The following is a 23,417-nucleotide window of genomic DNA, read 5'->3' on the forward strand; positions in this document are numbered from 1 at the left end:
CGAAGTGCCCCAAGGACAACCCTCCGTCGTCCCCGCCGACGGGCTTACCACCAAACAGCGGCGCAACCGCCCGCTGACCCTCCTCCACACGGGGGAGATGAAGGGGAAATCCACCGCCGCGTTCGGTCTGGCGCTGCGCGGGTGGAACCAGGGCTGGTCCATCGGCGTCTTCCAGTTCGTGAAGTCAGCCAAGTGGAAGGTCGGCGAGGAGTCGGCCTTCCGGGCGCTGGGTCGGTTGCACGAAGAGACCGGCGAGGGCGGGCCCGTCGAGTGGCACAAGATGGGCGAGGGCTGGTCCTGGTCCCGCAAGCAGGGCACCGAGGACGACCACGCCGCCGCCGCGCGGGAGGGCTGGCAGGAGATCGCCCGCCGGCTGCGGGCGGAACAGCACGGCATGTACGTGCTCGACGAGTTCACCTACCCGCTGCACTGGGGCTGGGTCGACGTGGACGAGGTGGTGTCCGCGCTGCGCGACCGCCCCGGCCACCAGCACGTCGTCATCACCGGCCGGCACGCGCCGCGCGCCCTGGTGGACGCCGCCGACCTGGTGGTGGAGATGACCAAGGTCAAGCACCCGATGGACGCCGGGCAGAAGGGCCAGAAGGGGATCGAGTGGTGAGCCGCCTGGTGGTCGCCGCGCCCGCGTCGGGCAGCGGCAAGACCACCGTGGCCACCGGCCTGATGGCGGCGCTGCGCCGCGCGGGGGACCGGGTGGCACCCTTCAAGGTCGGGCCGGACTACATCGACCCCGGCTACCACGGCCTGGCCACCGGCCGGCCGGGTCGCAACCTGGATCCGGTGATGGTCGGCGAGCACCGGGTGGCGTCGCTGTTCGCGCACGGCGCGCGGGGCTGCGACCTGGCCGTGGTGGAAGGCGTGATGGGGCTGTTCGACGGGCGGGTGGACACCGAGGGCATCGGGTCCACCGCGCACGTCGCCAAGCTGCTGTCCGCGCCGGTGCTGTTCGTGGTCGACGCACGCGGCCAGAGCCGCAGCCTGGCCGCCCTGCTGCACGGGTTCCGGGGCTACGACCCCACCGTGCGGCTGGGCGGCGTGGTGCTCAACCAGGTCGGGTCGGCGCGGCACGAGCACGTGCTGCGCGGGGCGTGCGCCGAGGTCGGACTGGAAGTGCTGGGCGTGCTGCCGCGCGACGACGAGTTCGCGCTGCCCTCGCGGCACCTCGGGCTGGTCACGGCGGCCGAGCACGGCCGGCCCGCGCTGGACGCCGTGGACGCGATCGCCTCGGCGGTCGCGCGGCACGTCGACCTGGACGCGGTGCGGCGGCTGGCGGCCGAGGTGCCCGCGATGGCCGTGGCCACGTGGGATCCGGCGGCCGAGGTGTCGCCGGTGGCCGGGTCGCCGGTCGTCGCGGTCGCGGGCGGTGCGGCGTTCACCTTCGGGTACGCCGAGCACGTCGAGCTGCTGCGGGCGGCCGGTGCGGACGTCGTGGTGGTGGACCCGCTGCGCGATCAGGACCTCCCGGAGGGCACCGCCGGGCTCGTGCTGCCCGGCGGGTTCCCCGAGCAGCACGCCGCCGAGCTGTCCGCGAACGCCGGGCTGCGCACCGCCGTGGCCGCCTTCGCGCGGTCCGGCGCGCCCGTGCACGCCGAGTGCGGCGGCCTGCTCTACCTGGCACGTTCACTGGACGGCGTGCCGATGTGCGGGGTGATCGACGCCGAGGGCTCGATGACGCCCCGGCTGACGCTTGGCTACCGGGACGCCGTCGCGCCGGTCGACTCCGTGCTCGCGCGGGCCGGCACCCGGATCACCGGTCACGAGTTCCACCGGACCACGCTGAGCGTCCCCTCCGGCGCGCGTCCGGCCTGGCAGTGGCGCGGCCACGACCAGCGGCCGGTGGCGGAGGGGTTCGTGCTCGACGGCGTGCACGCGTCGTACCTGCACACGCACCCGGTGTCCGCGCCGGAGTCGGTGACCCGCTTCGTGCGGGCGTGCGCGACCGAGTCCGTGCGGTACGAGGCCACTCGATAGTGGTCGGTGACCGCGCGGTACGGTCCTTGCCCACCAAGCCGAACACGTCGTGGGGAGCAGTTGTGATGACTGGTCGGGTCTCCTTCGTGGGCGCCGGTCCCGGTGCCGCCGATCTCATCACCCTCCGGGGCGCCAAGCGGATAGCCGAGGCCGACGTGGTGGTGTGGGCGCCCAGCGTGGTGGAGGTCGAGTGCGTGCGCGAGCACGCCCGCCCCGACGCCGAGCTGGTCGACTTCTCCCGGGTGTCCGAGTCCGAGGTCGTGGACGTGTACCGGCGTGCGTCGGCGGGCAAGCTCAAGGTCGTGCGGCTGCACGCGGGCGACCCGTCGCTGTGGGGCGCCCTGCGCGAGCAGCACGAGACGTGCCAGCGGCTGGGGCTGGAGACCGAGGTCGTGCCCGGTGTGTCGGCGGTGTCGGCGGTGGGCGCGTCGATCGCGCGCGAGCTGACCGGGTCCGCGGTGGCCCAGTCGCTGGTGCTGACCGGACCCGAGGGCGACGAGCACATCGCCGAGTTCGCCGCGCACGGCACCACGATGGCGATCTCCGCCTCGGGCTCGCGGACCGGCCGGATCGTGGAGCGGCTGCGGGCCGGCGGGTACGCCGACGACACGCCCGTGGTGGTGGCGTACAAGGTCTCCCTGCCGGACGAGACGGTCGCGCAGACCACGCTCGGCGAGCTGGAGGCGTGCGTCAAGGAGCATAAGCTCTACCGCACCACGCTGTTCCTGGTCGGCGAGGTGCTCAAGGCACCCGCTTCGCGGCGTTCCGCGGTGGGCGACGAGCCGGTGCGGCGGTCGCGCCCGTCGAAGTGGGCGATGCGCGCCTCCCGCGGCCCTGCGCCGGCCACCGCGGAGTCCGCCGTGGAGTCCGCGTCGGTCGCCGCGTGGTCGGCCGTGCACGACTGGCAGGAGACCGCACGGGCCCGCCGCGCCGCGCCCGCCAGGCCGAAGCCGGACAGCGACGACCCGGTGCTGGAACTGCTCACCGCCGAGGCGGCGGTGCCGTCCGTCGACACCCCGGCCGAGTCGAAGCCGAAGCCCACGGTCGCCGCCGCCGCGAAGCGCAACCCGACTACGGTCCAGGCGAGCACCACGCCGCGCCAGACCGCGAAGAAGCCGGCCGCGCCGCGGGCCAAGAAGACCAAGCGCGCCGACTGACGTGGACGTCGTCGCCCTGCACGGGTTCCTCGCCCAGGCCGGCCGGTCGTGGGAGTCGGTGACCGCGGTCGACGCCTCGGTGCACGGCCTGCGACACGCGCTGAACGTGTGCCGCGCCCGTCCCGCCGTGGCGGTGGCCGGTGCCGATCCCGCCGAACTGGCGCGCGGGCTGGCCGGCTGGCGGCGCACGCTCACCGTGGCCGACGAGTCCGGTCTGTCCACCGTGGACCCGGCGGACGCCGTCGTGCGGCGGTGGGTCTCGCCCGGTTTCGTGCTGTGCGTGGCGGACGGCGGTCGGACGGCGGACGGCGGTCGGGTGCCGGCGGTGGACGGCTGGGCGTTGCCGGACGACGACTTCGCCCACCGCGACGGCATGGTGGCGACCGCCGAGGTGCGCGCCCTCGCGCTGTCCCGCCTGGCACCCCGTCCCGGAGTGCTGGTGTGGGACGTCGGCGCGGGCCCCGGCTCGATCGGCGTGGAGTGCGCGCGGTTGGGAGCGGCGGTCGTCGCGGTGGAGCAGGACCCGGTGCAGTGCGTGCGGATCATCGCCAACGCCTCGGCGCACGGCGTGGACGTCCGCGTGGTCGAGTCGCCGTTGGGCGAAGCCTCCGACCTCCCCCGTCCCGACGCCGTCTTCGTGGGCGGTGGCGGTCCGGACGTGGTCCGGCAGTGCGCGCGCGTCGGCGCGGCGCGGATCGTCGTGGCCACCCCGGACCTGGAGCGCGTGGTGCCCGCACGGGACGCTTTGCTGGAAGCCGCCTACGAGGTCGAGGGCAGCCAGCTGTCGGCGGCCCGGCTCACCGGCGGCACGCTGCTCGCGGTGAACCCCGTGACGGTGCTGTGGGGTGCGAAGAAGTCGTGATGCGGAGGGCGTGGGCGTGATCGGGTTGTTCGCCGCCGGCGAGCGCGGGCGGCGGGCGGCCGTCGAACTGGCGGGTTTCCTGGGTCCGGACGCGGTGGTCCCCGACGGGCCCGTCGGCCCCGCCCTGCGCCGCCTCTGGCCGCGCCTGGGCTCGGCGGTGTTCTTCCTAGGCACCGACGCGACCGTCCGCCTGGTGGCGCCCCTGCTGCGGGACGAGCGCTCCGATCCCGGCGTGGTGTGCGTGGACGGCGGCTTCGCGGTGTCGCTGCTCGGTGAGGGCGACGCGCTGGCGGGGAGGATCTCCGAGCTGCTGGGCACCACCCCGGTGGTCACGTCCTCCACGGTCACCTCGCCCTTGGACGAACTGGTCGAGCTGCTCGACGTGACCGTGGAGGGCGATCTCCCGGCGTGCGGCAACGCGGTCCGCAACGGCGAACCGGTACTGCTGTCGAACCCCTTGGGCTTCCCGCTGCCCGCGCTGCCGGACAACGTGGGGGCGCACGGCGACGAGGCCGGTTGGACCGTGCTCCTGGACGACCGCATCCCCGCCGGCCCGCCGCGGGAGAACCTGGTCCGGCTGGTGCCGCGCACGCTGGTCGTCGGCGTGGGCTCCAGCACCGGCGTCTCCGCGTCGGCGGTGTCGGAAGCGTTGGCGGAACTGGAAGTGCGCGGCCTGGACCTGCGCGCCGTCCGCGCCTTCGCGACGCTGGACCGCAAGGTCGCCGAACAGGGCATCGCCGACGCCCTGGACGACTGGGGTTTCTGGCACGACTCCACCACCGCGCCGCTGCTGTCGTACTCGGGGGAGGAACTCGCGGTCATCCCGGTGCCCAACCCGGCGGACCTGGCGATCGGCATCCCGAGCGTGGCCGAGGCGGCGGCGTTGCGCGGGGCGATGGAACTGTCCGGCGGCGGCCGGGTGGAGATGGCGGTGGAGAAGGTGAAGGGCGCCGACGTCACGGTCGCGGCGGCCCGCGTGCTGCCCCGCGGCCGGCTCGCGTTGATCGGGCTGGGTCCGGGCGGTGCCGACGAACGCACCCCGCGCGCCGAGGCCGAACTGCGCCGGGCGTCCGTGGTCGTCGGGACCGACGAGTGCGTGGCCCAGGTCCGCCACCTGCTCAGGCCCGGTACCGAGGTGCGGGCGGACGGGGCGGTGCCGCTGGCCGAGTCCGGCGCGGCGGTGGCGTTCGTGGGCAGGGACGCCGGGCCGACCCTCCCCGGCCCGGTGCGAGCCGAGGTGGTCCGGGTGACCGGCGTCGCCGGCGGGTGAGGCCGGCGCGGTCGGGTCCACGCGGCACAGCCGCTTCGGGCGATGACGGTGCGGAGGACGAGGACCCCCGGCCGTCGACGTGCCGCCCTGGGGCCGGTGCAACGTTTCGCCTTCTACCGCTGGAATATGGCGTGGTTTGTTGCGCGTGTCGTGCTGTGAACGCAACTCGTCAACTGTGAATCCGGGTTTGGTGCTTGTCGGGTATGAAGTTTTGGTCCTAGCTGGGAGGACGCCGCCTTTCACCACCCTGCCCGGAAGGATCGAGCGCACCATGGCGAAAACCCTGCATCGCCTGATCACCGCTCTGGCCACGGCTGTCGCCGCGGTCGGGTTGCTCACCGTCGCACCGGCCACCGCCGACGTCTCGCCGTACATCGTCGGCGGCACCCGTGCCTCCATCGGCCAGTACCCGTGGACCGTCTACCTCGCCTCGTCCAGCGGCGGGCAGTTCTGCGGTGGCACGTTGGTGTCCGGCAACAAGGTCGTCACCGCCGCGCACTGCACGAGCGGCCGTTCGCCGTCGTCCACCCGGGTCGTCTGGGGCCGGGAGGACAAGCAGAGCACGGCCGGCGTCGTCGCCTCGGTCACCAGGATCTGGATCCACCCGAGCTACCGGTCGGCGACGTCCGGCTACGACGTCTCCGTGCTGACGCTGGACCGCAACATCTCCTCGTCGTACCTGCCGCTGGCCACCCCGTCCGACACCAGCCTGTACGCGGCCGGCACGAACGCCACCATCCTCGGCTGGGGCACCACGTCCTCCGGCGGTTCGGCGTCCCGCTACCTGCTGAAGGCGACCGTCCCGGTCACCTCGGACGCGACGTGCAGGCAGGCGTACCCGCAGTACAGCAACACGTCCATGGTGTGCGCCGGCTACCCGCAGGGCGGCACGGACACCTGCCAGGGTGACTCCGGCGGCCCGCTCGTGGCCGGCGGCAAGCTGATCGGTGCCACGTCCTGGGGTCGTGGCTGCGCTTCGGCCGGCTACCCCGGCGTGTACGCGCGGATCGCGTCCTACCACTCGGTGCTGACGCAGCAGATCAACTCCTGAGTCGCGCGCGCCGTGCCCACTTCCGGGTGGTCCACCGGGCGTGGGCACGGCGCTCGTGTTCCGATCGTCGGCATGGTGAACAGGATTCTGGCCGCTCTGTTGTTCCTGCTCGCGGTCCCGGCCACCGCGCTGGCCTCGTCCGGGCTGCACGACTGCGGCACGTCGGTGCAGGACCGGGTCGGCAACGGCTGGTGCCACGGCAGCGGCACGTTCCGGCTCGTCGTGTCGTGCGAGGACGGGCGGACCGCGCGCAGCCCGTGGATCTCGGTCGCCGGGGGCAAGGGCATGCTGGGCGTCAGCTGCCACTCGCGGGCGACCGGCGCGGTGATCGAGAAGGCGCCGGGTAACGTGCGCCCATGACCGATCTCCTGCCGCTGCCCGAGGACTGGGACCGGGCGCTCGCCGTGGTGGCCCACCCCGACGACCTGGAGTACGGGGCGGCCGGCGCGGTCGCCCGGTGGACGCGGCAGGGCAGGTCGGTGTCCTACCTGCTGGCCACCAGGGGCGAGGCGGGCATCGACTCGCTGCCGCCGGAGGAAGCCGGGCCGTTGCGGGTCCGCGAGCAGGTGGCGGGTGCCGCCGTGGTCGGCGTGACCGAGGTCGAGTTCCTGGACCACGCAGACGGCGTGATCGAGTACGGGCTGCCGTTGCGGCGGGACGTCGCCGCGGCGATCCGGCGGCACCGGCCGGAGCTGGTGATCACCGGCAACCACCACCCGACGTTCCCCGGCGGGTTCCCGAACATGGCCGACCACCGGGTGGTCGGGCAGGCCGTCATCGACGCGGTGCGGGACGCGGCGAACCGGTGGGTGTTCCGCGACCTGGACCTGGAGCCGTGGAGCGGCGTGCGGCACGTCGCGGTCTTCGCCTCGCCGTACGCCGGGCACGCCGTGGACCTCACCGACACGTTCGACCTGGGGGTCGCCTCGCTCCGCGCGCACGCCGCCTACCTGGCCGGTCTCGGCGGCGGCGACATGGCGGACCCGGACGCGTTCCTGCGCCGGATGGCCGAGGAGGCGGGTGAGCGGTTCGGCGGCCGGCTCGCCGCGCCGTTCGAGCTGTTGGTGATGTGAAGCACGCCGGTTGGACACGGCATGTCTGATGTGGATGCTTCTACCCATGCACGGTGAACAGCACTACCTCGTGGGCCTCGACCTGGCCGGCCGGCGCGTCGTCGTCGTGGGCGGCGGCACGGTCGCCCAGCGCCGGCTGCCGCGCCTGGTGGCCTCCGGAGCCCTGGTGGAGGTCGTCTCGCCGGAGGTGACGCCGGCGGTCCAGGGGATCGTCGACGCGGGTGGCGCGGTGTGGCACGCCCGCCGCTACGCCCCCGGCGACCTGGACGGCGCCTGGTACGTGCTGGCCTGCACGTCCGACGCGGCGGTGAACGCCCGGATCACCGCCGACGCGACGGAGCAGCGGGTGTTCTGCGTGCGGGCCGACGTGGCGGTCAAGGGCACCGCCGTGACGCCCGCCGTGGGGGAGCACGACGGGCTGCTGCTCGGCGTCCTCGCGGGCGGGCAGCACAAGCGGTCGGCGGCGGTGCGGGACGGGCTGCTGGCGGCGCTGCGGGACGGCTCGCTGAGCGACCAGCACGACCAGCCCGCCGGGGTGGCGCTGGTCGGCGGCGGTCCCGGCGACCCGGAGCTGATCACCGTGCGCGGCCGGCGGCTGCTGGCGCGCGCGGACGTGGTGGTGGCCGACCGGCTGGCGCCGCAGGAGCTGCTGGACGAGCTGCCGCCGCACGTGGAGGTGGTGGACGCGGCCAAGATCCCGTACGGGCGGGCCGCCACCCAGGACTTCATCAACACCACCCTGGTGGAGAACGCCAAGGCCGGGAAGTTCGTGGTGCGGCTCAAGGGCGGCGACCCGTACGTGTTCGGGCGGGGCTTCGAGGAGCTGATCGCCTGCGCCGAGGCCGGCGTGCCGGTGACCGTGGTGCCGGGCGTGACCAGCGCGTTCGGCGTGCCCGCGCTGGCCGACGTGCCGGTGACGCACCGGGGCGTGGCGCACGAGGTGGTCGTGGTGTCCGGGCACGTCGCCCCGGACGACGAGCGCTCGCTGGTGGACTGGGACGCGTTGGCCCGCCTGCGCGGCACCGTGGTGATCCTGATGGGCGTCGAGCGGGCGGGCGCGTTCGCCGCGGCGCTGCGGGGCGGACGTCCGGGCGGCACACCGGTTTCGGTGATCCAGGAGGGCAGCACCCGCGCCCAACGGGTGGTGCGGTCCACTTTGGACGCACTGGCCGCCGACGTGGTGGCGCACGAGATCCGCCCACCCGCGATCATCGTCGTGGGACCGGTTGCCGGACTGGCGCGGGAGCTGCCCTGTCGGCCGTGATCGTCCAGCCGACCGCGGTGGCGACCGCAACGGCCAGGCAGCCGAACACGGCCAGCGTGGTGGTGCTCGGGTGGATCAGCGGCTCGCCGCGCAGTGCCTGCCAGGTCAGCAGCGCGAGCAGTCCGGAGTAGCCGGTGGCGGCGATCAGCACCAGTCGCAGCCGGGTGCGCTCGTGCAGCGCCACCGCGGTCAGGCCGAGCGCGAGCAGGATCATCACCTGGAGTCCGTGCATCCCGACGAAGTGCGGGATGCGCAGGTCGCCGCCCGTGGTGCTCCACGCCGTCACCGGCAGGCCGTCCCCGCCGTCCGGCACGCCCACGCTGTGCCCACCGCGCAGCTCGACCGCCCGGCCCGCCGCGTCGGTGGTCTCGACGTGCTTGTCGAACTGGAAGATCATCAGGTACCCGACGGCCATGCCCGCGATCGCCAGGGACAGACCGGTCCGCACGGCCCACGTGACGGAGCGGCTGTTGCCGGCGGTGAGCCGCTGGAACGACAGGATCACCGCCAGCACGACGTTCGCCAGGAACATCAACGGGATGGAGTACTGGAACATGAACTGGACGACCTGGTTCCAGGTGTCGTCGTCGGTGTTGTAGTGGCTGAACGTGCCGCGCGCGGCCTGGATCGCGACCAGCGCGACGTCCACGAGCAGGACGGTCGCGATCAGCGTGGCGAGCCCGGACGTCCAGCGCTTCCCCTTGTGCGGCAGGGAGAGCATCCAGGACAGCGTGGCCGAGTAGACGGCCAGCGACACCGCGAACTTGAACGGCTTGAGCCACAGCGGAGCGCCTTGCAGCACGCGACCGTCGAACAGCAGCCCGCCGAGCGTGACGAGGGTCAGCACGGCCATCGCGCCGGCGACCCGGAGCGTCGGCCGGTGCCAGGTCTTTGTCATGCGGTAGAGCGTGCGCGTTCGTACCGTGTGGCTCACTGGTGTCGGCTGCCCGGTGCGCGGTGGGGCCCGCACCCCGTCGGGAGGGAGGGATAGCCGGTGGCGGTGCGGATCAGGCTCGCCGGGGTCGGGCTGGCGAAGGTGCGCTTCGCCTATTCACCGGTGTTCGAGACGGTGATGGCGGTGGACGGGCTGCGGGTGCCCGGTGCGCACGCCGTGCACCTGCCTTGGGTGGCGTGGGCGCGGGAACGGGTGTCGGCGGTGCACGACCTGCCGGTGCTGCTGGACCTGTTGGCGGGGCCCGTGAAGCCCGCGGTGCTGATGCCCGTGCCGGACGTGCGGATGCCCGATCTGGAAGCCGAGTTGGCGGGCGTGCCGGAGCGGGTGGCGGCGGTGGTGCGGGCGTGCCACGAGGTGCTGATCGCGCCGCACTGGCGGCGGATCGTGTCCGTGCTGGAGGCGGACGTCGCCGCGCGCGCGGCGGTGTTGGCGGACCGCGGGGTGGAGGCGGTGTTCGACGAACTGCACCCCGAGGTGAGCTGGGTGGGCGGCGAGCTGGTGCTGTACGCGGACCGGCGGGCTGATCAGCCGCATCGCGTCGACCTGGCGGAGGACGGCCTGGTGTTGTCGCCCAGCGTGTTCTGCTGGCCTCGGGCGTGGGCGGCGGTCGATCCGGTGGGGCCGGGGGTGGTGCGGTACCCGGCGCGGGGGATCGGGACCTTGTGGGAGGAGCGGGACGCGGCCGCGCCGGACGAGCTGGCGGCGTTGATCGGGCGGACGCGGGCGGCGTTGCTGGGGTTGCTGGTGTCGCCCATGTCCACCACGGACCTGGCGTCGCGGCTGGGGGTCACGGCGGGAGCGGTGTCGCAGCACATCGGGGTGCTGCGGGCGGCGCGGCTCGTGACGACGCGGCGGGACGGGCGGGCGGTCCTGCACATGCGAACGGCCCGCGCCGACGCGCTCATGTCGTGACAGGCGGGTGCCGCCGGCTGGGTGGCGTCGGCTGGGTGGCGTGGACAGGCCGGCGGGCGTCGGCCGGCCGGCGTGACGGCTGGATGCGGTGAGCCGAGCGCGCAGCCGAACGCCGGAAGTGATCGGCGAGTACCGGTACCGGTCCTGATCTCGCCCGACCGGCCCGGTCCACTACCCCACCACACGACACCGGCCCCCTGGCGACGAAGCCAGGGGGCCGGAACCACACGTCGTGGAACTAGTGCTGCGAAACCCGACGCGGACGCCCGCCGCGCTCACGGTCGCGGCTGCTGTCCGAACGGCCGCCGCGGAACCCGCCGCCGTAGCCGCCGCCACCGGTGCGGCGCGGGCCGCCGCCACTGCGGCGGGCCCGGACCGGGGCTTCCTGCTCGGGCACCGGGACGCCGCTGGGCACCCGGGCACCGGTGATGCGGATCAGGTCCTCGTCACCGGGACGGACCTTGGTCGACTCGGGGCGGATGCCCGCCCGTGCCGTCAGGCCCTGCACGGCGCGCCGCTGGTCGTGCGTGACCAGCGTGACCACGGTGCCGGACTGCCCGGCGCGCGCGGTACGACCGGCGCGGTGCAGGTAGTCCTTCGGGTCGGCGGGCGGGTCGACGTGCACGACGAGGCTCACGTCGTCCACGTGGATGCCGCGCGCCGCCACGTCGGTGGCGATCAGCACGGGCGTGGTGCCCTCGCGGAACTGGCCGAGCACGCGGGTCCGGGCGCTCTGCGCCTTGCCGCCGTGCAGCGCGCCCGCCTCGACGCCCATCGAGCGCAGCTTCTTCGCCAGCCGGTCCACGTGGTGCTTGGTGCGCACGAACATGATCGTGCGGCCCTCGCGGGCGGCCACCTCGGTCACCACGGACTGCTTGTCCTCGGCGGACACGAACAGCAGGTGGTGCTCCATCGTGGTCACGCTGCCGGTGGGCGGCGCGACCGAGTGGACCACCGGGTCGTGCAGGTACTGGCGGACCAGCTTGTCCACGTCCCCGTCCAGCGTGGCGGAGAACAGCATCCGCTGGCCGTGCTCCGGGGTCAGGTCCAGGATGGCGCGGACCTGCGGCATGAAGCCCATGTCGGCCATCTGGTCGGCCTCGTCCAGCGCGGTGAACATCACCTCGGACAGGTCGGCCGTGCCCTGCCGCACGTGGTCGGACAGCCGACCCGGCGTGGCGATGAGCAGGTCGACACCGCGGCGCAGGGCGTCGATCTGGCGCGGGAACGAGGTGCCGCCGACGACCGTCCGGCACCACAGGCCGAGCGAGCGGGCGAACGGCGACAGCGCCTCTTCGACCTGCATGGCCAGCTCGCGGGTCGGCACGAGCACCAGCGCGCGCGGCTTCAGCGGCTTGGCGCGCCCGCCCGCGAGGCGGGACAGCAGGGCCAGGCCGAACGCGAGCGTCTTGCCGGAGCCGGTCTGGCCGCGACCGAGCAGGTCACGACCGGCCAGCGCGTCGGGCAGCGTGGCGGCCTGGATGGGGAACGGTTCGGTGATGCCGGCCTGCTCGAGCGCGCGGAGCAGCTCGTCGGCCAGGCCGAGTTCGGCGAACGAGGGCAGCGGCCCTTCGGGCATCGTGCTCTCGACGTGGTCCGGAACGGTCGTCTCCAGCACCGGCTGGGGACGTCGGTTGTTGCCCTGGCCTGGGCGCCGGCTCCGCGTCTTGCGGAACTGGGGGCGCTCGGAACGGCCTTGGGACAGTGGTGGCAAAACAAACCTCCGGGACAAAGGCACGTCTCGGGGATTGCTTCTGCCTTGACGCAGGCGCGAATCGCAAGGACGGGCCCGGCGCGGTAGCGCGCCGATAGTGGTTGGGAGCACCGCCGACCTGCTGGGTCTGGCGACCTGGGTGGGTCTGGGGCCGCGAACGGTTGTTGCGCCGCCGGGCGATGCACCACTCAGTCTAGCCGATCAACGGCCGTACTTTCGCACCCTGGCGGTGTTTTGTCGCACACGAGGGGTGGGACGGGCAAACCCGTGGACCTTGCCGACCGTGAGCGGGAACCATATCAGTGCACGTCGGGACGGGTTTGGGCGGATTCCCCAGTGGCTGGGACGGAGTAGATCCCACGGTGCGAAAGGGCAGACGATCGTCGTTCCGCGTTCTTTCGGCGGCGTTCTGTGGGCGGTTGCGGCGGCGGCCGTGCCGACGGCCTCGATGGTGATGGCGGCCGGAGTGGTTGGCGGAACCCGATTTTTGCGGATCAACCATGGCCGGTGCCGGTGTCGCACGCCGAAGCCCGGACCACTGGCTACCACCGGGTGGCGACCGGCCGGAGACGGCCGGTCGCCACCGCGTTGGAGGTGGTGTGGTGGACCCCGCTCAGCGCAGACCCGCCACGTCCAGCAGCAGGTCGGTGAGCGCACGCGGGTCGGCAGACTCCTCCGCCAGCCCGCGCGAGCCGAACCAGCCCGCGATGTTGCGCACGTCCCGCTCCAGGAACTCCGCGCCACGCGGGTTCGCCACCACGTCCACCACCTGCGGCAGGTCGATCACGATCAGCCTGCCGTCGTGCACCATCAGGTTGAACGCCGACAGGTCGCCGTGCGCCAGGCCGGCCGAGGCCAACAGGCTCAACGCCTCCACCAGCTGCTGCCACAGGTCCAGCAGCTCGTCCGGCTCCGGCCGCAACTGCGCCAACCGGGGCGCCGCCGCACCGTCCGTGCCGATGAACTCCAGCAGCAGTTCGGTGCCGGCCCGCTGCACCGGGTAGGGCACCGGGGCGCCCAGCTGCCACAACCGGGCCAGCGCGGCGAACTCGGCGACCGCCCACTGCTCGGCGATCAGGTTGCGCCCGAACGAGGTGCGGTTCTCGACCGCCCGCATCTCCCGTGACCGCCGCATCCGACGGCCTTCCAGGTAGCCGGCGTCCCGGTGGAACATCCGGTGGTCGTTGCTGCGGTAGCGCTTGGCGGCCAGCACGCACGACCGGTCGCTGCCCGGCAACGCGCGTTCCAGCAGGAAGACGTCGGCCTCCTTGCCGGTCTTCAGCACGCCGAGCTCGCGGTCCACCGCGGACAGGTCGGTGACCAGCCACTCCGGCCACGGCTGGGGACCGTGGTCGGCGGTGTCCCAGGTGGACCAGCGGTCGCCCTCCGGCGGGACGTCGGCGGCCTGCGCGTCCTCCCGCATCTGGGCGAGCCGGTCGCGCGCCTCCTCGGTGAGCCGCCCCCGTCGGTTCGGGTTGGGCTCGTCGTCGTTGCGGGTGCTGCGGCGCTTCGCCCGCCAGTCCAGGTCGTTGGCGTGGTCGAAGGACGTCTCGAAGTCGTCGGAATCGTCTTCGGGGTCGGGAAAGTGCTCGTGCTTGCGCACTGGGTGGGCTCCAGGAGAAGAGGAGGAGGTCGCCCCACCGGCGCGTGTGGTCGGCGCGCTAGGCAGTCGGGGCGAGAGGACGGGTGGGTGCCACGTCCCGGACAGCTGTAGCCATGGGGGCACCTCCTCGTCTCCGCCGTGCGACCGGCACTTCAGCGCGTACGGGGACCAGGCTGCCCGACACCCCGCCTCGCCCGCAAGCCAATTGAATCCTCGGCGGGGGCGCTCCTCGAATCCTCGGCGGGTGTGCTCCGGCCGGGCCGGTCGGGCACGACCGTCAGGGGCGCGGACAGCGGCGGTCGACGCGGTAGCTGCCTCGCAGGCCCAGCCAGGCCGCCGCCAACTCGCCCATCACCAGGGAGTCGTGGCGCAGTACGCGCTCGTCGTGCCACTGCGCGGCCAGCCGGGCGGAGGCCAGCATCCGGCGGCGGGCGGTGGCGCTGAACTCGACCAGGGCCTCCAGGGCTTCGGCCACCTCCTCCGGGTGCAGGGGTGCGGGTTGCGCCGGGGTCGGGAGGTGGAGCGGTTCGCGGGTGAAGGTCGCCGTGGTGGCCAGGTCGTGCGCCAGTTGGTGTTCCACGGACTCGGCGTTGGCCTGGAGCCTGACCAGCCCGGACGCGGCCAGGCGGAGACCCAGCAGGCGCGCGACGCACAGGCCCGCCCAGACGCGCTTCAACGTTTCCGGCGCGTCCAGCGCGTCGCTTTCGAGGTCTTCGGTGAGGCCGCGGAGCGTCGCGGAAGTGACGGTGTCGTCTTCCGATGCGTCCTGTTCGGCGGCGGCGGCGCCGGGTGTGTCGGGGCTCACTCGCCTATTGTGGCAGGGCCATCACCGGCGGTGACAACTCACTGCGGTGAGTCACGCGTTCGGCGGCTGCCGGCCGGCCGGCCCGTGCGCGAACGAACGGCGGTAGTCCTTCGGCGCCAGGCCGACCACGGCGTTGAAGTGGTGGCGCAGCAGGGCGGCCGTGCCGAACCCGCAGCGGTGGGCGATGGTCTCGACGTTGAGGTGCGTCTCCTCCAGCAGCTGGCGTGCGCGCAGCACCCGCTGGGTGGTCAGCCAGCGGTGCGGGGTGGTGCCGGTCTCGGCGGCGAAGCGGCGCGCGAAGGTGCGTTCGGACATCCGGGCGTGGTCGGCGAGGCTCGCCACGGAGTGCTCGGTGTCGAGGTGTTCGAGCATCCAGGCCAGCGTCGGCTGGAGGCTGTCGGCCTGGGTGGTGGTGGGCTGGATGAACTGCCGCTGCCCGCCGTCCCGCTGCGGTGCGACGACCATGCGGCGGGCGATGGCGTTCGCGACGCCCGCGCCGAGTTCCCGGCGGACGAGGTGCAGGCACGCGTCGATGCCGGCCGCGGTGCCCGCGCTGGTGATGACGTCGCCGTCGTCCACGAACAGCACGTCCGGGTCCACCTGGGCCTTGGGGAACCGCTGGGAGAGTTCGTCGGTGTGCCGCCAGTGCGTGGTGCAGCGCCGTCCGTCCAGTCGGCCCGCCTCGCCGAGCACGAACGACCCGCTGCACACCGACAGCAGCATCCCCGCGCGGCCGACCGCTTCGAGCAGCGCGCGCGGGTACTCGGAGCGGATCGCGCACGCGGGCACCGCGACCAGGTCGGCGGTGTCCAGGGCGTCGAAGCCGTACTCCGGGATGACGGACGCGCCGACGCTCATCCGGACCGGCTCGCCGGGGCGTTCGCCGCACACCCGGAAGTCCAGCAGCGGCACGCCCTCCTCGGTGCGGTCGATGCCGAAGACCTCGCAGATCACGCCGAACTCGAACGGTGTGACGCCGTCGATCAGCGGCACGGCCACGGAGGTGAGCATGACCGCGAGCATAGCTGGCTGGATTTTGACGGACAACGGCAAGAGTGCCAATTGTGGCTGTTTCTTGGTGGTCGCATAGTTGGTGCCATGACCGCACTACTTGTCGCGCTGGCCGTCGTGGCGCTCGTCGTCTACGGCTTGGAGCGCAACCACCACCGCCAGAACCGCTTCGGCTCCCGGCTCGCCGGCAGCTACGACGTCGACGACCGTGACGCGGCCCGCGTGGCCGGCGAACTGCACGCGACAGCCGCGCACACCGCGCCCCGCCGTCCGACGGGCGCCCGGTACTCGCTGCGATCGGTCTAGACGATCAGGTCGAGCGCCCTGTCCCCGGTCGGCTCCAGCCGGAGCCCGGCCGCGGCGGCGATCTTGACCAGCGAGCGCACGGACTTCACCCCGGCCCGCGACCTGACGATGGCGCGGGCCAGCAGGCCCTTGTGCGCCTTGTTGAAGTGGCTGACCGCCTGGCGCCGGCCCGCGGGGTCCTCGGTGACCACGCGGACCGTGATGGCGTGCGGGATCTTCGCCAGCGACGAGTACGGGGCCGAGCGCAGGTCGATGATGTCGGTCCCGGCCAGCGACGGGTTGAGCACCGGGCGCCAGAGGTTGCCCAGCGGTCCGATCGCGGGGAGCACGCTGCCGCCGGACAGGCGGTAGGCCGGGATCGGGTCGCCGCCGTGCACCACGCCGAACAGCGCGGAGGCGACCGCCAGCCGGTTCGCGGCCCGGGACCGTTCGGCCCTGGTGAGGGTCTTCAGGTCCAGGTTGTCGTAGAGGACACCGGTGTAGCGGTCCAGCGCGGGCAGCGTGGGCGAGGTGCGGAGTTCGGCGTTGCGCTGGACCTCAAGCTCCTGGCGTTCGGACAGGCCCAGGACGGCGAGGCTCGCGGGCACGTCGGCGGCGAGGTCGACCAGGGCGTCGACCAGCTTGGCGCGCACGGGGTTGAGCTCGGGACGCGCGAGGCGTTCGAGGTCGAGGGGCGCGCCGTCGCCGCCGATCGCCTTGGTCTCCGACGGGGGGAGCAGTACCAGCACGAGCCGGAAGCCTAATGCGCCGGTCAGCGCCGCCGAACCGCCGCCTCGCACCGCACCGTGACGTCCGGCTCGCTCGATCGACCACCGCCCCGGGCCGGGCACTGGAGCGGCAGCGCAGTGCCGGAACCCCTCAACCCCTCAACCCCTCAACCCCTCAACCCCTCAACCCCTCAACCCCTCAACCCCTCAACCCCTCAACCCCGCAACCCCTCAACCCCGCAACCCCGCAACCCCGAACCGCAGCCGCGATCCGGAACCGCGGAGCGCGCGCCGACGCCCGAACCGCACCCCCGGGCCCGGGCCGCCGCTCAGCCGGGCTGGCCCACGCAGAACTGGTTGCCCTCGGGGTCCTCCAGCACGGTCCACGTCAGCCCCGGCACGGTGTGCTCCGCCACCTCGGTCGCACCCAGCCCGACCAGCCGCGCCACCTCGGCCACCCGGTCCGCCACGTGCGTGTCGAAGTGCACCCGGTTCTTCCCCGGTGTCGGGTCGTCCACGCGCTGCAACCCCAGCTGCACCCCGCCCTCCGCGGGCGGTGCGAGCACCATGAACTCGCCCCAGTCCTCCAGGACCTCGGTGGCGAGCGCCTTGGTCCAGAAGTCCGCCAGCTTGTGCGGGTCCGGGGTGTCGATGGTGATCATGCCGATGGTGAACGTCATGCTCCGAACGGTAGACCCGACCCCCGACAATTTCCCGCTGCCGACGCGATGACCTGCGGCAACGCCTCCGGCCGGGAGCGGAAGGGCGGTACCCGAGGGCCGTCTCCACGTCCCGTGCGCACGATCCGGTCACGGGGACCACGTCCACTCCGCCCCGGACGACCACGGGCGACCTCGCGGTGGCCGTCGTCCCGCGCCGTAACCCGTTGGAACCGGCCAGGCCCTGTTCACTACCCTTTCTCGGACAACCCCGCCACGAGGAGCACCCACCGTGATCACGAGGATGTCGTCGCTGTTCCTGCGCACTCTGCGCGAGGACCCGGCCGACGCCGAAGTCCCCAGCCACAAGCTGCTGGTCCGCGCCGGTTACGTGCGCCGCGTCGCGCCGGGCGGGTACTCGTGGCTGCCGCTGGGCCTGCGGGTGCTGCGCAACATCGAGCGGGTCGTGCGCGAGGAGATGGACGCGTTCGGCGCGCAGGAGATCCAGTTCCCCGCGCTGCTGCCGAAGGAGCCCTACGAGGCCACCAACCGGTGGACCGAGTACGGCCCCAACCTCTTCCGCCTCAAGGACCGCAAGGGCGCCGACTACCTGCTCGGACCCACCCACGAGGAGCTGTTCGCGCTCACCGTGAAGGGCGAGTACTCCTCGTACAAGGACTACCCGGTCACGCTCTACCAGATCCAGACCAAGTACCGGGACGAGGCACGGCCCCGCGCGGGCATCCTGCGCGGCCGCGAGTTCCTGATGAAGGACTCGTACTCCTTCGACCTGGCCGACGAGGGCCTGGCGCACTCCTACCGGCAGCACCGCGACGCCTACACCCGCATCTTCGACCGGCTGGGCCTGGAGTACGTGATCGTCTCCGCCACGTCCGGCGCGATGGGCGGCTCGGCGTCGGAGGAGTTCCTGGCGGTCGCGCCGACCGGCGAGGACACCTTCGTGCGCAGCACGGAGTCGGACTACGCGGCGAACGTGGAGGCGGTGACGACGCCCGCGCCCGCCGAGCAGAGCGTCGAGGACAAGCCCGCGGCGCAGGTCCACCACACGCCCGACACGCCGACCATCGAGTCCCTGGTCGACTTCCTCAACGGCGCGGGCCTCGGCCGCACCTTCACCGCGGCGGACACGCTGAAGAACGTCCTGGTGAAGCTGACCGCACCCGGCGCGAAGGAGTCGACCCTGCTCGCGATCGGCCTGCCCGGCGACCGCGAGGTGGACTTCAAGCGGCTGGAGGCGGCCGTCGAGCCCGCCGAGGTGTCCATGCTGGAGGACGCCGACTTCGCCCGGAACGCGTTCCTGGTCAAGGGCTACATCGGCCCGGCGGCGCTCCAGGCGAACGGCGTGCGCTACCTGGTCGACCCGCGCGTGGTGCGCGGCACGGCGTGGGTGACCGGCGCGGACAAGGCCGACCACCACGTGGTGGACCTGGTGCAGGGCCGCGACTTCACCCCCGACGGCACGATCGACGTGGCGGAGGTCCGCGAGGGCGACCCGTCGCCCGACGGCAGGGGCGTGCTGGTCGCCGCGCGCGGCATCGAGATCGGCCACATCTTCCAGCTGGGCCGCAAGTACGCGGACGCGTTCTCGCTGGACGCCCTCGGCCCGGACGGCAAGCCCGTCCGGATCACCATGGGCTCGTACGGCATCGGGGTGTCCCGCCTGGTGGCGGTCATCGCGGAGCAGAGCCACGACGAGCGCGGCCTCATCTGGCCCCGCAACGTGGCACCCGCCGACGTGCACGTGGTGGTGGCGGGCAAGGACGAGGCGCTGCTGGCGGCCGGCGGGCAGCTGGCCGGCGAGCTGTCGTCGGCGGGCCTGAAGGTGCTGCTGGACGACCGCAAGGCCAGCCCCGGCGTGAAGTTCGCGGACGCCGAGCTGATCGGCGTGCCGACCATCCTGGTGGTGGGCCGCGGCCTGGCCAACGGCGTGGTGGAGGTCAAGGACCGCCGTTCCGGCGAGCGCGTCGAGGTGTCGGTGCCCGAGGTGGTGCGGCACCTGCTGGACGTCGTCCGCGGCTGAGCCCGTCCGGTCCGACGGCGGTGGCCGCAGAACGCCTACCGCCGTCGGACCCGACTGGGCACGACCGGTCCATCGGCGAGCCCCGGGCAGTTCGTTCCCGTCCCGCTGTAGTGGTCACCACTGCGGCTTGGCGGTTCAGCGTTCGAGAACGGCCGCGAGCACGGCGGCGGTGTCGGCGAGGTCTTCGAGCACGACGTGCGCGCCCGCCGCGCGCAGTTCGGCGACGCTGCTGCGCCCGGTGGCCACGCCGATGGCGAACGCCGAGTGGTGCAGGGCCGCGTCCACGTCGTGCGGTGTGTCGCCGATGACGACGGCCTCGAAGTCCTTGCCGTGCTTGGCGGACGCCAGCCGCACGGCCTCCAGGACGAGTTCCGGCCGGTGTTCGGAGATCGAGCCGTAGCCGCCGATCTCGAAGTCCAGGTGGGTGTCCAGGCCGAACGCCGCCAGCTTGTACCGGGCGATCTCCACCAGGTTCCCGGTGACCAGCGACTGCACGACGTCCTCCTGCCGCGCCAACGCTTCCAGCGCGGCCGACGCGCCGGGCAGGACGTGCCCCCGGGACGGCAGCAGGGTGTGCTCCCGGGTCGCCACGTCGATCAGCTCCGCGTGCAGCCGGGCGATCAGCTCCTCGGTGGGCTCCAGGTCGTGCGAGATCAGCAGTTCCTGCGTGATCGCGCGTTCGGTGCGTCCCGGGAAGCTCGGCGTGTGCACCAGGTCCAGGCCGGCGACGGCGTGCAGCGCGGTCCGGTACCAGGTGTGGCCGAGGCCTCGGGCGTCGATCAGGGTCAGGTCGATGTCCCACAGCACCAACGTGTTCACAGCAGTCGCACGCTCTCCAGGATCCGATCGGCTTCTTCTTCGCCGGGCCCCTCCGCCGCGTGCGGCCCGCCTTCGGCGACGTTGAGCACCACCACGGTGGCCTTCGGGCCGTTGCGCAGCGCCACCGCGGTCACCGTCGCCTTGGGCGCGAAGCACGGGTTCACCGCTCTGGGCGTCACGCCGAAGCTCACCACGGTCCGCTCCTCGTCGCCGCGCACGTCGGGCCCGGCGAGCTCCGGTTGCCGCCCCTCCACGGTGTAGCCGCCCTTGGCGATGTCGCGGGCCACGGTGGTCGCGACGTCGGCGAGGTCGTCGTCGATCACCGATCCGGACGCGACCTGCGCCTGGATCATGCTGCGCCCCTGGCACTCGAACGGCCGGGACACCCGCGACTGGGTCAGCCGGACCCGGCCGGACGCCCCGCCGCCGCCGGACTTCCAGGACGGCGGCACCTGGTAGGCGACACCCGCCTGGGTGTCCTCGACCACCGGCCACTCGGGCTCGGGCGGTTCGGAGCTCGTGGTGGGCGCGGGCGGTGCCGACTTCCCGTTGAGCAGCACGACGGCCGTCCCACCGCCGACGAGGACGAGCACGCCGACCACCGCGAGCACCATCCACAGTGGACCGCGCTTCGGTGGCCGCGGTTGCGGGTAGGCACCCAGGCCGGTGTACGCCACCCCGTCAGCCCAGCGGCTTCACGGAGTCGACCATCGCCTGGAGGTCCGCCTCGGTCACCGGCTTCGGGTCGGCCGGGCCGCCTTCGAGGTCGCCGTTGGCCATGAACACGTGGAAACCCGTGCTGCCCTTGAGGACCAGGATCCTCACCATGCCCTTGGAAGCCAGGCAGTCGTTGCCGTTGCTGGTCACCGTGGCGTCCACCTGCACGCCTTCGATCTCCGGCTTGCTGCCGTTGGGCAACTTCACCGCCTTGGGCTCGCTGAGCTTGACGTCGACCGACTTGCCCGAGCTGTAGTACTGGGTGCCGAGCTTCTGCGCGAAGTCCTTCGCCACGGTGGCCAGGTCGGTCTGCGGCACGACCACGCCGCCGGTGCTGCCCCGGTTGTACCGCGCGCCACCGCACTCGTAGACGCCGTACACGGTGAGGCCGGTGAGCCGGACGTCCTTCATGCCCTGGACGTCGGCCGCGCCGCTCGTGGGTGCCCAGCCCTTCGGCACGTCGTAGCTGTAGGACAGGCTCTCGACGGGCAGGCAGTTCCAGTCCGTCCTGGCCGGCTTGCAGGACGGCCCGGCGGGCTTGGTGGTGGTCGTCGGCTTGGCGGCGCTGGTCGTCGTGGTCGGCTGCGGCGAGCTGCTGTTCGCGGTGGTCTGCGTCCCGTCGGAGCGGAGGACGAGGAACGTGGTGAGCCCGCCGCCGACCAGCAGCAGCACCACGACGCCGATGACGAGCCACAGCTTGCCTTTGCTCTTCTCGGGCGGCGGTTCGTCGCCGCCGGAGAACACGCCGAGGCCGCCGTAGCCGGCGCCGTACTGCTGGTCGCCGTAACCCGGCTGGTTGCCATGACCCGGCTGGTTGCCGTAGCCGGGCTGCTCGCCGTAGCCGGGGTTGCCGTACCCCGGCTGACCGTAGCCCGGCTGCCCGTACTCGGGTTGAGGCTGACCGTAGCCGGGCTGCTGGGGGTATCCCGGTTGCGGTGGTCCGTAGCCGGGTTGCGGTCCGTGGCCCGGCTGTCCCCAGTCGCCCTGGCCGGACTGGCCACCCCAGCCGCTCTGCCCGTCACCTGGGTATGTCACGGCCAAACCGTACCTTGCCGGTTCCGCCGGCCGGGGCCTGCCGAAAAATTCAGCACGCGTTGACTTGCGTTCGAGGCGGTCGTAGTCTCCTAATTCAACAAGTGATGAACTGAGGTCTGGAGGAAGCCATGGCCACACCACTCGACCGGCCGCCGGCGGTCATCGCGGTGGCCACCGCCGTCGCCGGGGCGCTCGTCGCGCTCGTGCTGGGGCTGCTCACCTTCGGCGTGCAGGCGACCGCCCACCCCGACCGGCTGCCGCTGGCCGTCGCAATCGGCCCGGACGCCCCGCCGCCGTTGCGCGCGGTCGCGGACAAGCTCGCGGGGACGGCCTCGCAGGAGGTCGGCTGGCGGGTGTCCACGCCGGACGAAGCCCGTGGCCTGCTGGCGTCGCAGGACGTCTACGGGGTGCTGGAGCTGGTTCCCGGCGGCGCGACGGTGATGTTGTCCGGGGCGGTGAACCCGTCCGGGACGCAGGTGGCGCAGCAGGTGCTGACGGGGGTGGCGCAGGGTGCCGGCCTTCCGGCGAAGGTCGTGGTGCTGAACCCGGCGTCGACCGCGGGGAGGACGGCGCCGCTGGCGGCCAGTGCGCTGCTGTGGATCGCCGGGCTGGTCGCCGGGGCGGCGTTCACGGTGCTGGCTCGCCGGCCGGGTGCGTGGTCGCGGCTGGCGGGGGCGACCACGGCCGCTGTCCTGGGCGTCGCCGTCGTGGCCGGGTTCTTCGCGCTGTGGGACGCGGAGTTGCCGCTGGGCTGGGACGTGCTGGGCTACCTGGCGTTGGTGGGAGCGGCGTTCGCGCTGCTCCAGGCCGGGTTGCTGCGGCTGCTCGGGCTGCGGGCGATGGCGGTGCTCGGACCGCTGTACCTGATGGCCCCCGCGGTGGCGGGTCAGGTGCCGGAGCTGCTGGACCCCGTCTACCGGGCGGTGCTGTGGTCGTGGACGCCGTTCCGGTTCTCCACCGAAGGGCTGCGGGCGTTGTTGCAGGGCGGGACGGTCACCGGCGCGCAGGTGTGGGTGTTCGCGGGGATCGCGGTGGCGGGGCTGGTGCTGGTGCTAGCCGGCGAGAAAGCTCAGCCGGACCTTGCGGACGGGGTTGTCGACGTTGGTGTCGACCAGGCAGACCGACTGCCAGGTGCCCAGCGCCAGCACACCGCCTAGCACCGGGATCGTCGCGTACGGCGGTACCAGGGCGGGGAGCACGTGGTCGCGGCCGTGGCCCGGCGTCCCGTGCCGGTGCCGCCAGCGGCCGTCCCGGGGCAGGAGGGTCTCCAGGGCGGACAGGAGGTCCTCGTCGCTGCCGGCGCCGGTCTCCAGGACGGCCAGGCCGGCGGTGGCGTGCGGCACCCAGACGTGCAGCAGACCGTCCCCGTCGACGCCTTGCAGGAACTCCTCGCACGCGCGGGTCAGGTCGTGGACGACCTCGTCGGTGCCGGTGCGGATCTCGATCTCTTCACTGCGCATGACAAGC

24 protein-coding genes are annotated in these 23,417 nt (G+C 73.0%); 13 read left to right on the forward strand and 11 right to left on the reverse strand.

The annotated features are described in order from the left end of the window. Positions 1-4: 4 nt before the first annotated feature. From cobO to cobA, 9 genes are all read left to right on the forward strand, one after another. A complete protein-coding gene (cobO, locus tag FHS29_RS10835; RefSeq protein ID WP_184690440.1) occupies positions 5-619 on the forward strand; it encodes a cob(I)yrinic acid a,c-diamide adenosyltransferase in 615 nt (204 codons plus the stop codon). Continuing rightward, complete coding sequence (locus FHS29_RS10840; RefSeq protein ID WP_184690441.1) at positions 616-1,989, forward strand: cobyrinic acid a,c-diamide synthase CobB; 1,374 nt, start codon at positions 616-618, stop codon at positions 1,987-1,989. The genes cobO and FHS29_RS10840 overlap by 4 nt, the downstream gene beginning before the upstream one ends. A gap of 65 nt (positions 1,990-2,054) precedes the next feature. After that, positions 2,055-3,146 carry a cobalt-precorrin-4/precorrin-4 C(11)-methyltransferase gene (locus FHS29_RS10845; protein WP_184690442.1) on the forward strand — a complete coding sequence of 364 codons (1,092 nt, stop codon included), beginning with the start codon at positions 2,055-2,057 and terminating at the stop codon, positions 3,144-3,146. A gap of 1 nt (position 3,147) precedes the next feature. Then, positions 3,148-4,008, forward strand: a complete 861-nt coding sequence (locus FHS29_RS10850) for a bifunctional cobalt-precorrin-7 (C(5))-methyltransferase/cobalt-precorrin-6B (C(15))-methyltransferase (RefSeq protein WP_184690443.1) — start codon at positions 3,148-3,150, stop codon at positions 4,006-4,008. After that, positions 3,992-5,278 carry a cobalamin biosynthesis protein gene (locus FHS29_RS10855; RefSeq protein ID WP_312864861.1) on the forward strand — a complete coding sequence of 429 codons (1,287 nt, stop codon included), beginning with the start codon at positions 3,992-3,994 and terminating at the stop codon, positions 5,276-5,278. Before FHS29_RS10850 ends, FHS29_RS10855 begins: the two co-directional genes overlap by 17 nt. 271 nt (positions 5,279-5,549) lie before the next feature. After that, positions 5,550-6,329, forward strand: a complete 780-nt coding sequence (locus FHS29_RS10860; RefSeq protein ID WP_184690444.1) for a S1 family peptidase — start codon at positions 5,550-5,552, stop codon at positions 6,327-6,329. Positions 6,330-6,401: 72 nt separating this feature from the next. Beyond that, positions 6,402-6,689: a hypothetical protein gene (locus FHS29_RS10865; protein ID WP_184690445.1), complete on the forward strand. Its 288-nt coding sequence runs from the start codon at positions 6,402-6,404 to the stop codon at positions 6,687-6,689. Beyond that, positions 6,686-7,402, forward strand: a complete 717-nt coding sequence (locus tag FHS29_RS10870; RefSeq protein WP_184690446.1) for a PIG-L deacetylase family protein — start codon at positions 6,686-6,688, stop codon at positions 7,400-7,402. The genes FHS29_RS10865 and FHS29_RS10870 overlap by 4 nt, the downstream gene beginning before the upstream one ends. A 46-nt stretch (positions 7,403-7,448) precedes the next feature. Next, positions 7,449-8,666 carry a uroporphyrinogen-III C-methyltransferase gene (gene cobA, locus FHS29_RS10875; RefSeq protein ID WP_184690447.1) on the forward strand — a complete coding sequence of 406 codons (1,218 nt, stop codon included), beginning with the start codon at positions 7,449-7,451 and terminating at the stop codon, positions 8,664-8,666. On the opposite strand, the gene FHS29_RS10880 is transcribed toward cobA, so the two are convergent. Beyond that, positions 8,611-9,564: a hypothetical protein gene (locus FHS29_RS10880; RefSeq protein ID WP_184690448.1), complete on the reverse strand. Its 954-nt coding sequence runs from the start codon at positions 9,562-9,564 to the stop codon at positions 8,611-8,613. The two genes, cobA and FHS29_RS10880, sit on opposite strands and share 56 nt — an antisense overlap. Positions 9,565-9,660: 96 nt before the next feature. Here FHS29_RS10880 and FHS29_RS10885 point away from each other — a divergent pair, with 96 nt between their 5' ends. After that, the gene (locus FHS29_RS10885) at positions 9,661-10,533 is read left to right on the forward strand and encodes an ArsR/SmtB family transcription factor (RefSeq protein ID WP_184690449.1); all 873 of its coding nucleotides are present in this window, start codon (positions 9,661-9,663) and stop codon (positions 10,531-10,533) included. 238 nt (positions 10,534-10,771) lie between these two features. On the opposite strand, the gene FHS29_RS10890 is transcribed toward FHS29_RS10885, so the two are convergent. The 4 genes from FHS29_RS10890 to FHS29_RS10905 form a co-directional block, all read right to left on the reverse strand. Continuing rightward, complete coding sequence (locus FHS29_RS10890) at positions 10,772-12,112, reverse strand: DEAD/DEAH box helicase (RefSeq protein ID WP_246440215.1); 1,341 nt, start codon at positions 12,110-12,112, stop codon at positions 10,772-10,774. A 748-nt stretch (positions 12,113-12,860) separates the two neighbouring features. Continuing rightward, a complete protein-coding gene (locus FHS29_RS10895) occupies positions 12,861-13,772 on the reverse strand; it encodes a serine protein kinase RIO (protein ID WP_221455866.1) in 912 nt (303 codons plus the stop codon). A 355-nt stretch (positions 13,773-14,127) separates the two neighbouring features. Beyond that, a complete protein-coding gene (locus tag FHS29_RS10900) occupies positions 14,128-14,655 on the reverse strand; it encodes a hypothetical protein (RefSeq protein WP_184690452.1) in 528 nt (175 codons plus the stop codon). A gap of 51 nt (positions 14,656-14,706) precedes the next feature. Next, positions 14,707-15,666: a GlxA family transcriptional regulator gene (locus FHS29_RS10905; RefSeq protein ID WP_184690453.1), complete on the reverse strand. Its 960-nt coding sequence runs from the start codon at positions 15,664-15,666 to the stop codon at positions 14,707-14,709. Between the two features lie 87 nt (positions 15,667-15,753). On the opposite strand from FHS29_RS10905, the gene FHS29_RS10910 reads away from it, so the two are divergent. Then, entirely contained in the window at positions 15,754-15,972 is a 219-nt protein-coding gene (locus FHS29_RS10910; RefSeq protein WP_184690454.1) for a hypothetical protein, read from the forward strand. Here FHS29_RS10910 and yaaA read toward each other — a convergent pair. Together yaaA and FHS29_RS10920 are read right to left on the reverse strand one after the other, a co-directional pair. Next, positions 15,969-16,700, reverse strand: coding sequence for a peroxide stress protein YaaA (gene yaaA, locus FHS29_RS10915; protein WP_184690455.1), 732 nt, complete (start codon positions 16,698-16,700; stop codon positions 15,969-15,971). The genes FHS29_RS10910 and yaaA overlap by 4 nt on opposite strands. A 308-nt stretch (positions 16,701-17,008) precedes the next feature. After that, positions 17,009-17,359: a VOC family protein gene (locus FHS29_RS10920; protein WP_184690456.1), complete on the reverse strand. Its 351-nt coding sequence runs from the start codon at positions 17,357-17,359 to the stop codon at positions 17,009-17,011. 271 nt (positions 17,360-17,630) lie between these two features. Here FHS29_RS10920 and FHS29_RS10925 point away from each other — a divergent pair, with 271 nt between their 5' ends. Beyond that, positions 17,631-19,379 carry a proline--tRNA ligase gene (locus FHS29_RS10925; RefSeq protein WP_184690457.1) on the forward strand — a complete coding sequence of 583 codons (1,749 nt, stop codon included), beginning with the start codon at positions 17,631-17,633 and terminating at the stop codon, positions 19,377-19,379. Between the two features lie 135 nt (positions 19,380-19,514). On the opposite strand, the gene FHS29_RS10930 is transcribed toward FHS29_RS10925, so the two are convergent. The 3 genes from FHS29_RS10930 to FHS29_RS10940 all read right to left on the reverse strand — a co-directional run bounded on the left by FHS29_RS10930 (position 19,515) and on the right by FHS29_RS10940 (position 21,950). Next, entirely contained in the window at positions 19,515-20,198 is a 684-nt protein-coding gene (locus tag FHS29_RS10930; protein ID WP_184690458.1) for an HAD family hydrolase, read from the reverse strand. After that, positions 20,195-20,809, reverse strand: coding sequence for a DUF8017 domain-containing protein (locus FHS29_RS10935; protein WP_184690459.1), 615 nt, complete (start codon positions 20,807-20,809; stop codon positions 20,195-20,197). The genes FHS29_RS10930 and FHS29_RS10935 overlap by 4 nt, the downstream gene beginning before the upstream one ends. 70 nt (positions 20,810-20,879) lie before the next feature. Next, the gene (locus FHS29_RS10940; protein WP_184690460.1) at positions 20,880-21,950 is read right to left on the reverse strand and encodes a DUF8017 domain-containing protein; all 1,071 of its coding nucleotides are present in this window, start codon (positions 21,948-21,950) and stop codon (positions 20,880-20,882) included. A gap of 128 nt (positions 21,951-22,078) precedes the next feature. On the opposite strand from FHS29_RS10940, the gene FHS29_RS10945 reads away from it, so the two are divergent. Further along, complete coding sequence (locus tag FHS29_RS10945) at positions 22,079-23,107, forward strand: YhgE/Pip domain-containing protein (protein ID WP_184690461.1); 1,029 nt, start codon at positions 22,079-22,081, stop codon at positions 23,105-23,107. Here the strand turns inward: FHS29_RS10945 and FHS29_RS10950 are convergent. Then, positions 23,003-23,410, reverse strand: coding sequence for a YjbQ family protein (locus FHS29_RS10950; protein ID WP_184690462.1), 408 nt, complete (start codon positions 23,408-23,410; stop codon positions 23,003-23,005). The two genes, FHS29_RS10945 and FHS29_RS10950, sit on opposite strands and share 105 nt — an antisense overlap. Positions 23,411-23,417 lie beyond the last annotated feature (7 nt).

This window comes from Saccharothrix tamanrassetensis (assembly GCF_014203665.1).
GTDB classification, from domain to species: Bacteria; Actinomycetota; Actinomycetes; order Mycobacteriales; family Pseudonocardiaceae; genus Actinosynnema; species Actinosynnema tamanrassetense.

Coding starts and splice junctions, on each gene's coding strand:
- FHS29_RS10860 (WP_184690444.1), top strand. CDS start 5,550: ATGGCGAAAACCCTGCATCGCCTGATCACCGCTCTGGCCACGGCTGTC.
- FHS29_RS10945 (WP_184690461.1), top strand. CDS start 22,079: ATGGCCACACCACTCGACCGGCCGCCGGCGGTCATCGCGGTGGCCACC.
- FHS29_RS10890 (WP_246440215.1), bottom strand. CDS start 12,112: ATGCCCGAAGGGCCGCTGCCCTCGTTCGCCGAACTCGGCCTGGCCGAC.
- cobA (WP_184690447.1), top strand. CDS start 7,449: ATGCACGGTGAACAGCACTACCTCGTGGGCCTCGACCTGGCCGGCCGG.
- FHS29_RS10910 (WP_184690454.1), top strand. CDS start 15,754: ATGACCGCACTACTTGTCGCGCTGGCCGTCGTGGCGCTCGTCGTCTAC.
- FHS29_RS10920 (WP_184690456.1), bottom strand. CDS start 17,359: ATGACGTTCACCATCGGCATGATCACCATCGACACCCCGGACCCGCAC.
- FHS29_RS10845 (WP_184690442.1), top strand. CDS start 2,055: ATGACTGGTCGGGTCTCCTTCGTGGGCGCCGGTCCCGGTGCCGCCGAT.
- FHS29_RS10880 (WP_184690448.1), bottom strand. CDS start 9,564: ATGACAAAGACCTGGCACCGGCCGACGCTCCGGGTCGCCGGCGCGATG.
- FHS29_RS10865 (WP_184690445.1), top strand. CDS start 6,402: ATGGTGAACAGGATTCTGGCCGCTCTGTTGTTCCTGCTCGCGGTCCCG.
- FHS29_RS10870 (WP_184690446.1), top strand. CDS start 6,686: ATGACCGATCTCCTGCCGCTGCCCGAGGACTGGGACCGGGCGCTCGCC.
- FHS29_RS10950 (WP_184690462.1), bottom strand. CDS start 23,410: ATGCGCAGTGAAGAGATCGAGATCCGCACCGGCACCGACGAGGTCGTC.
- FHS29_RS10905 (WP_184690453.1), bottom strand. CDS start 15,666: ATGCTCACCTCCGTGGCCGTGCCGCTGATCGACGGCGTCACACCGTTC.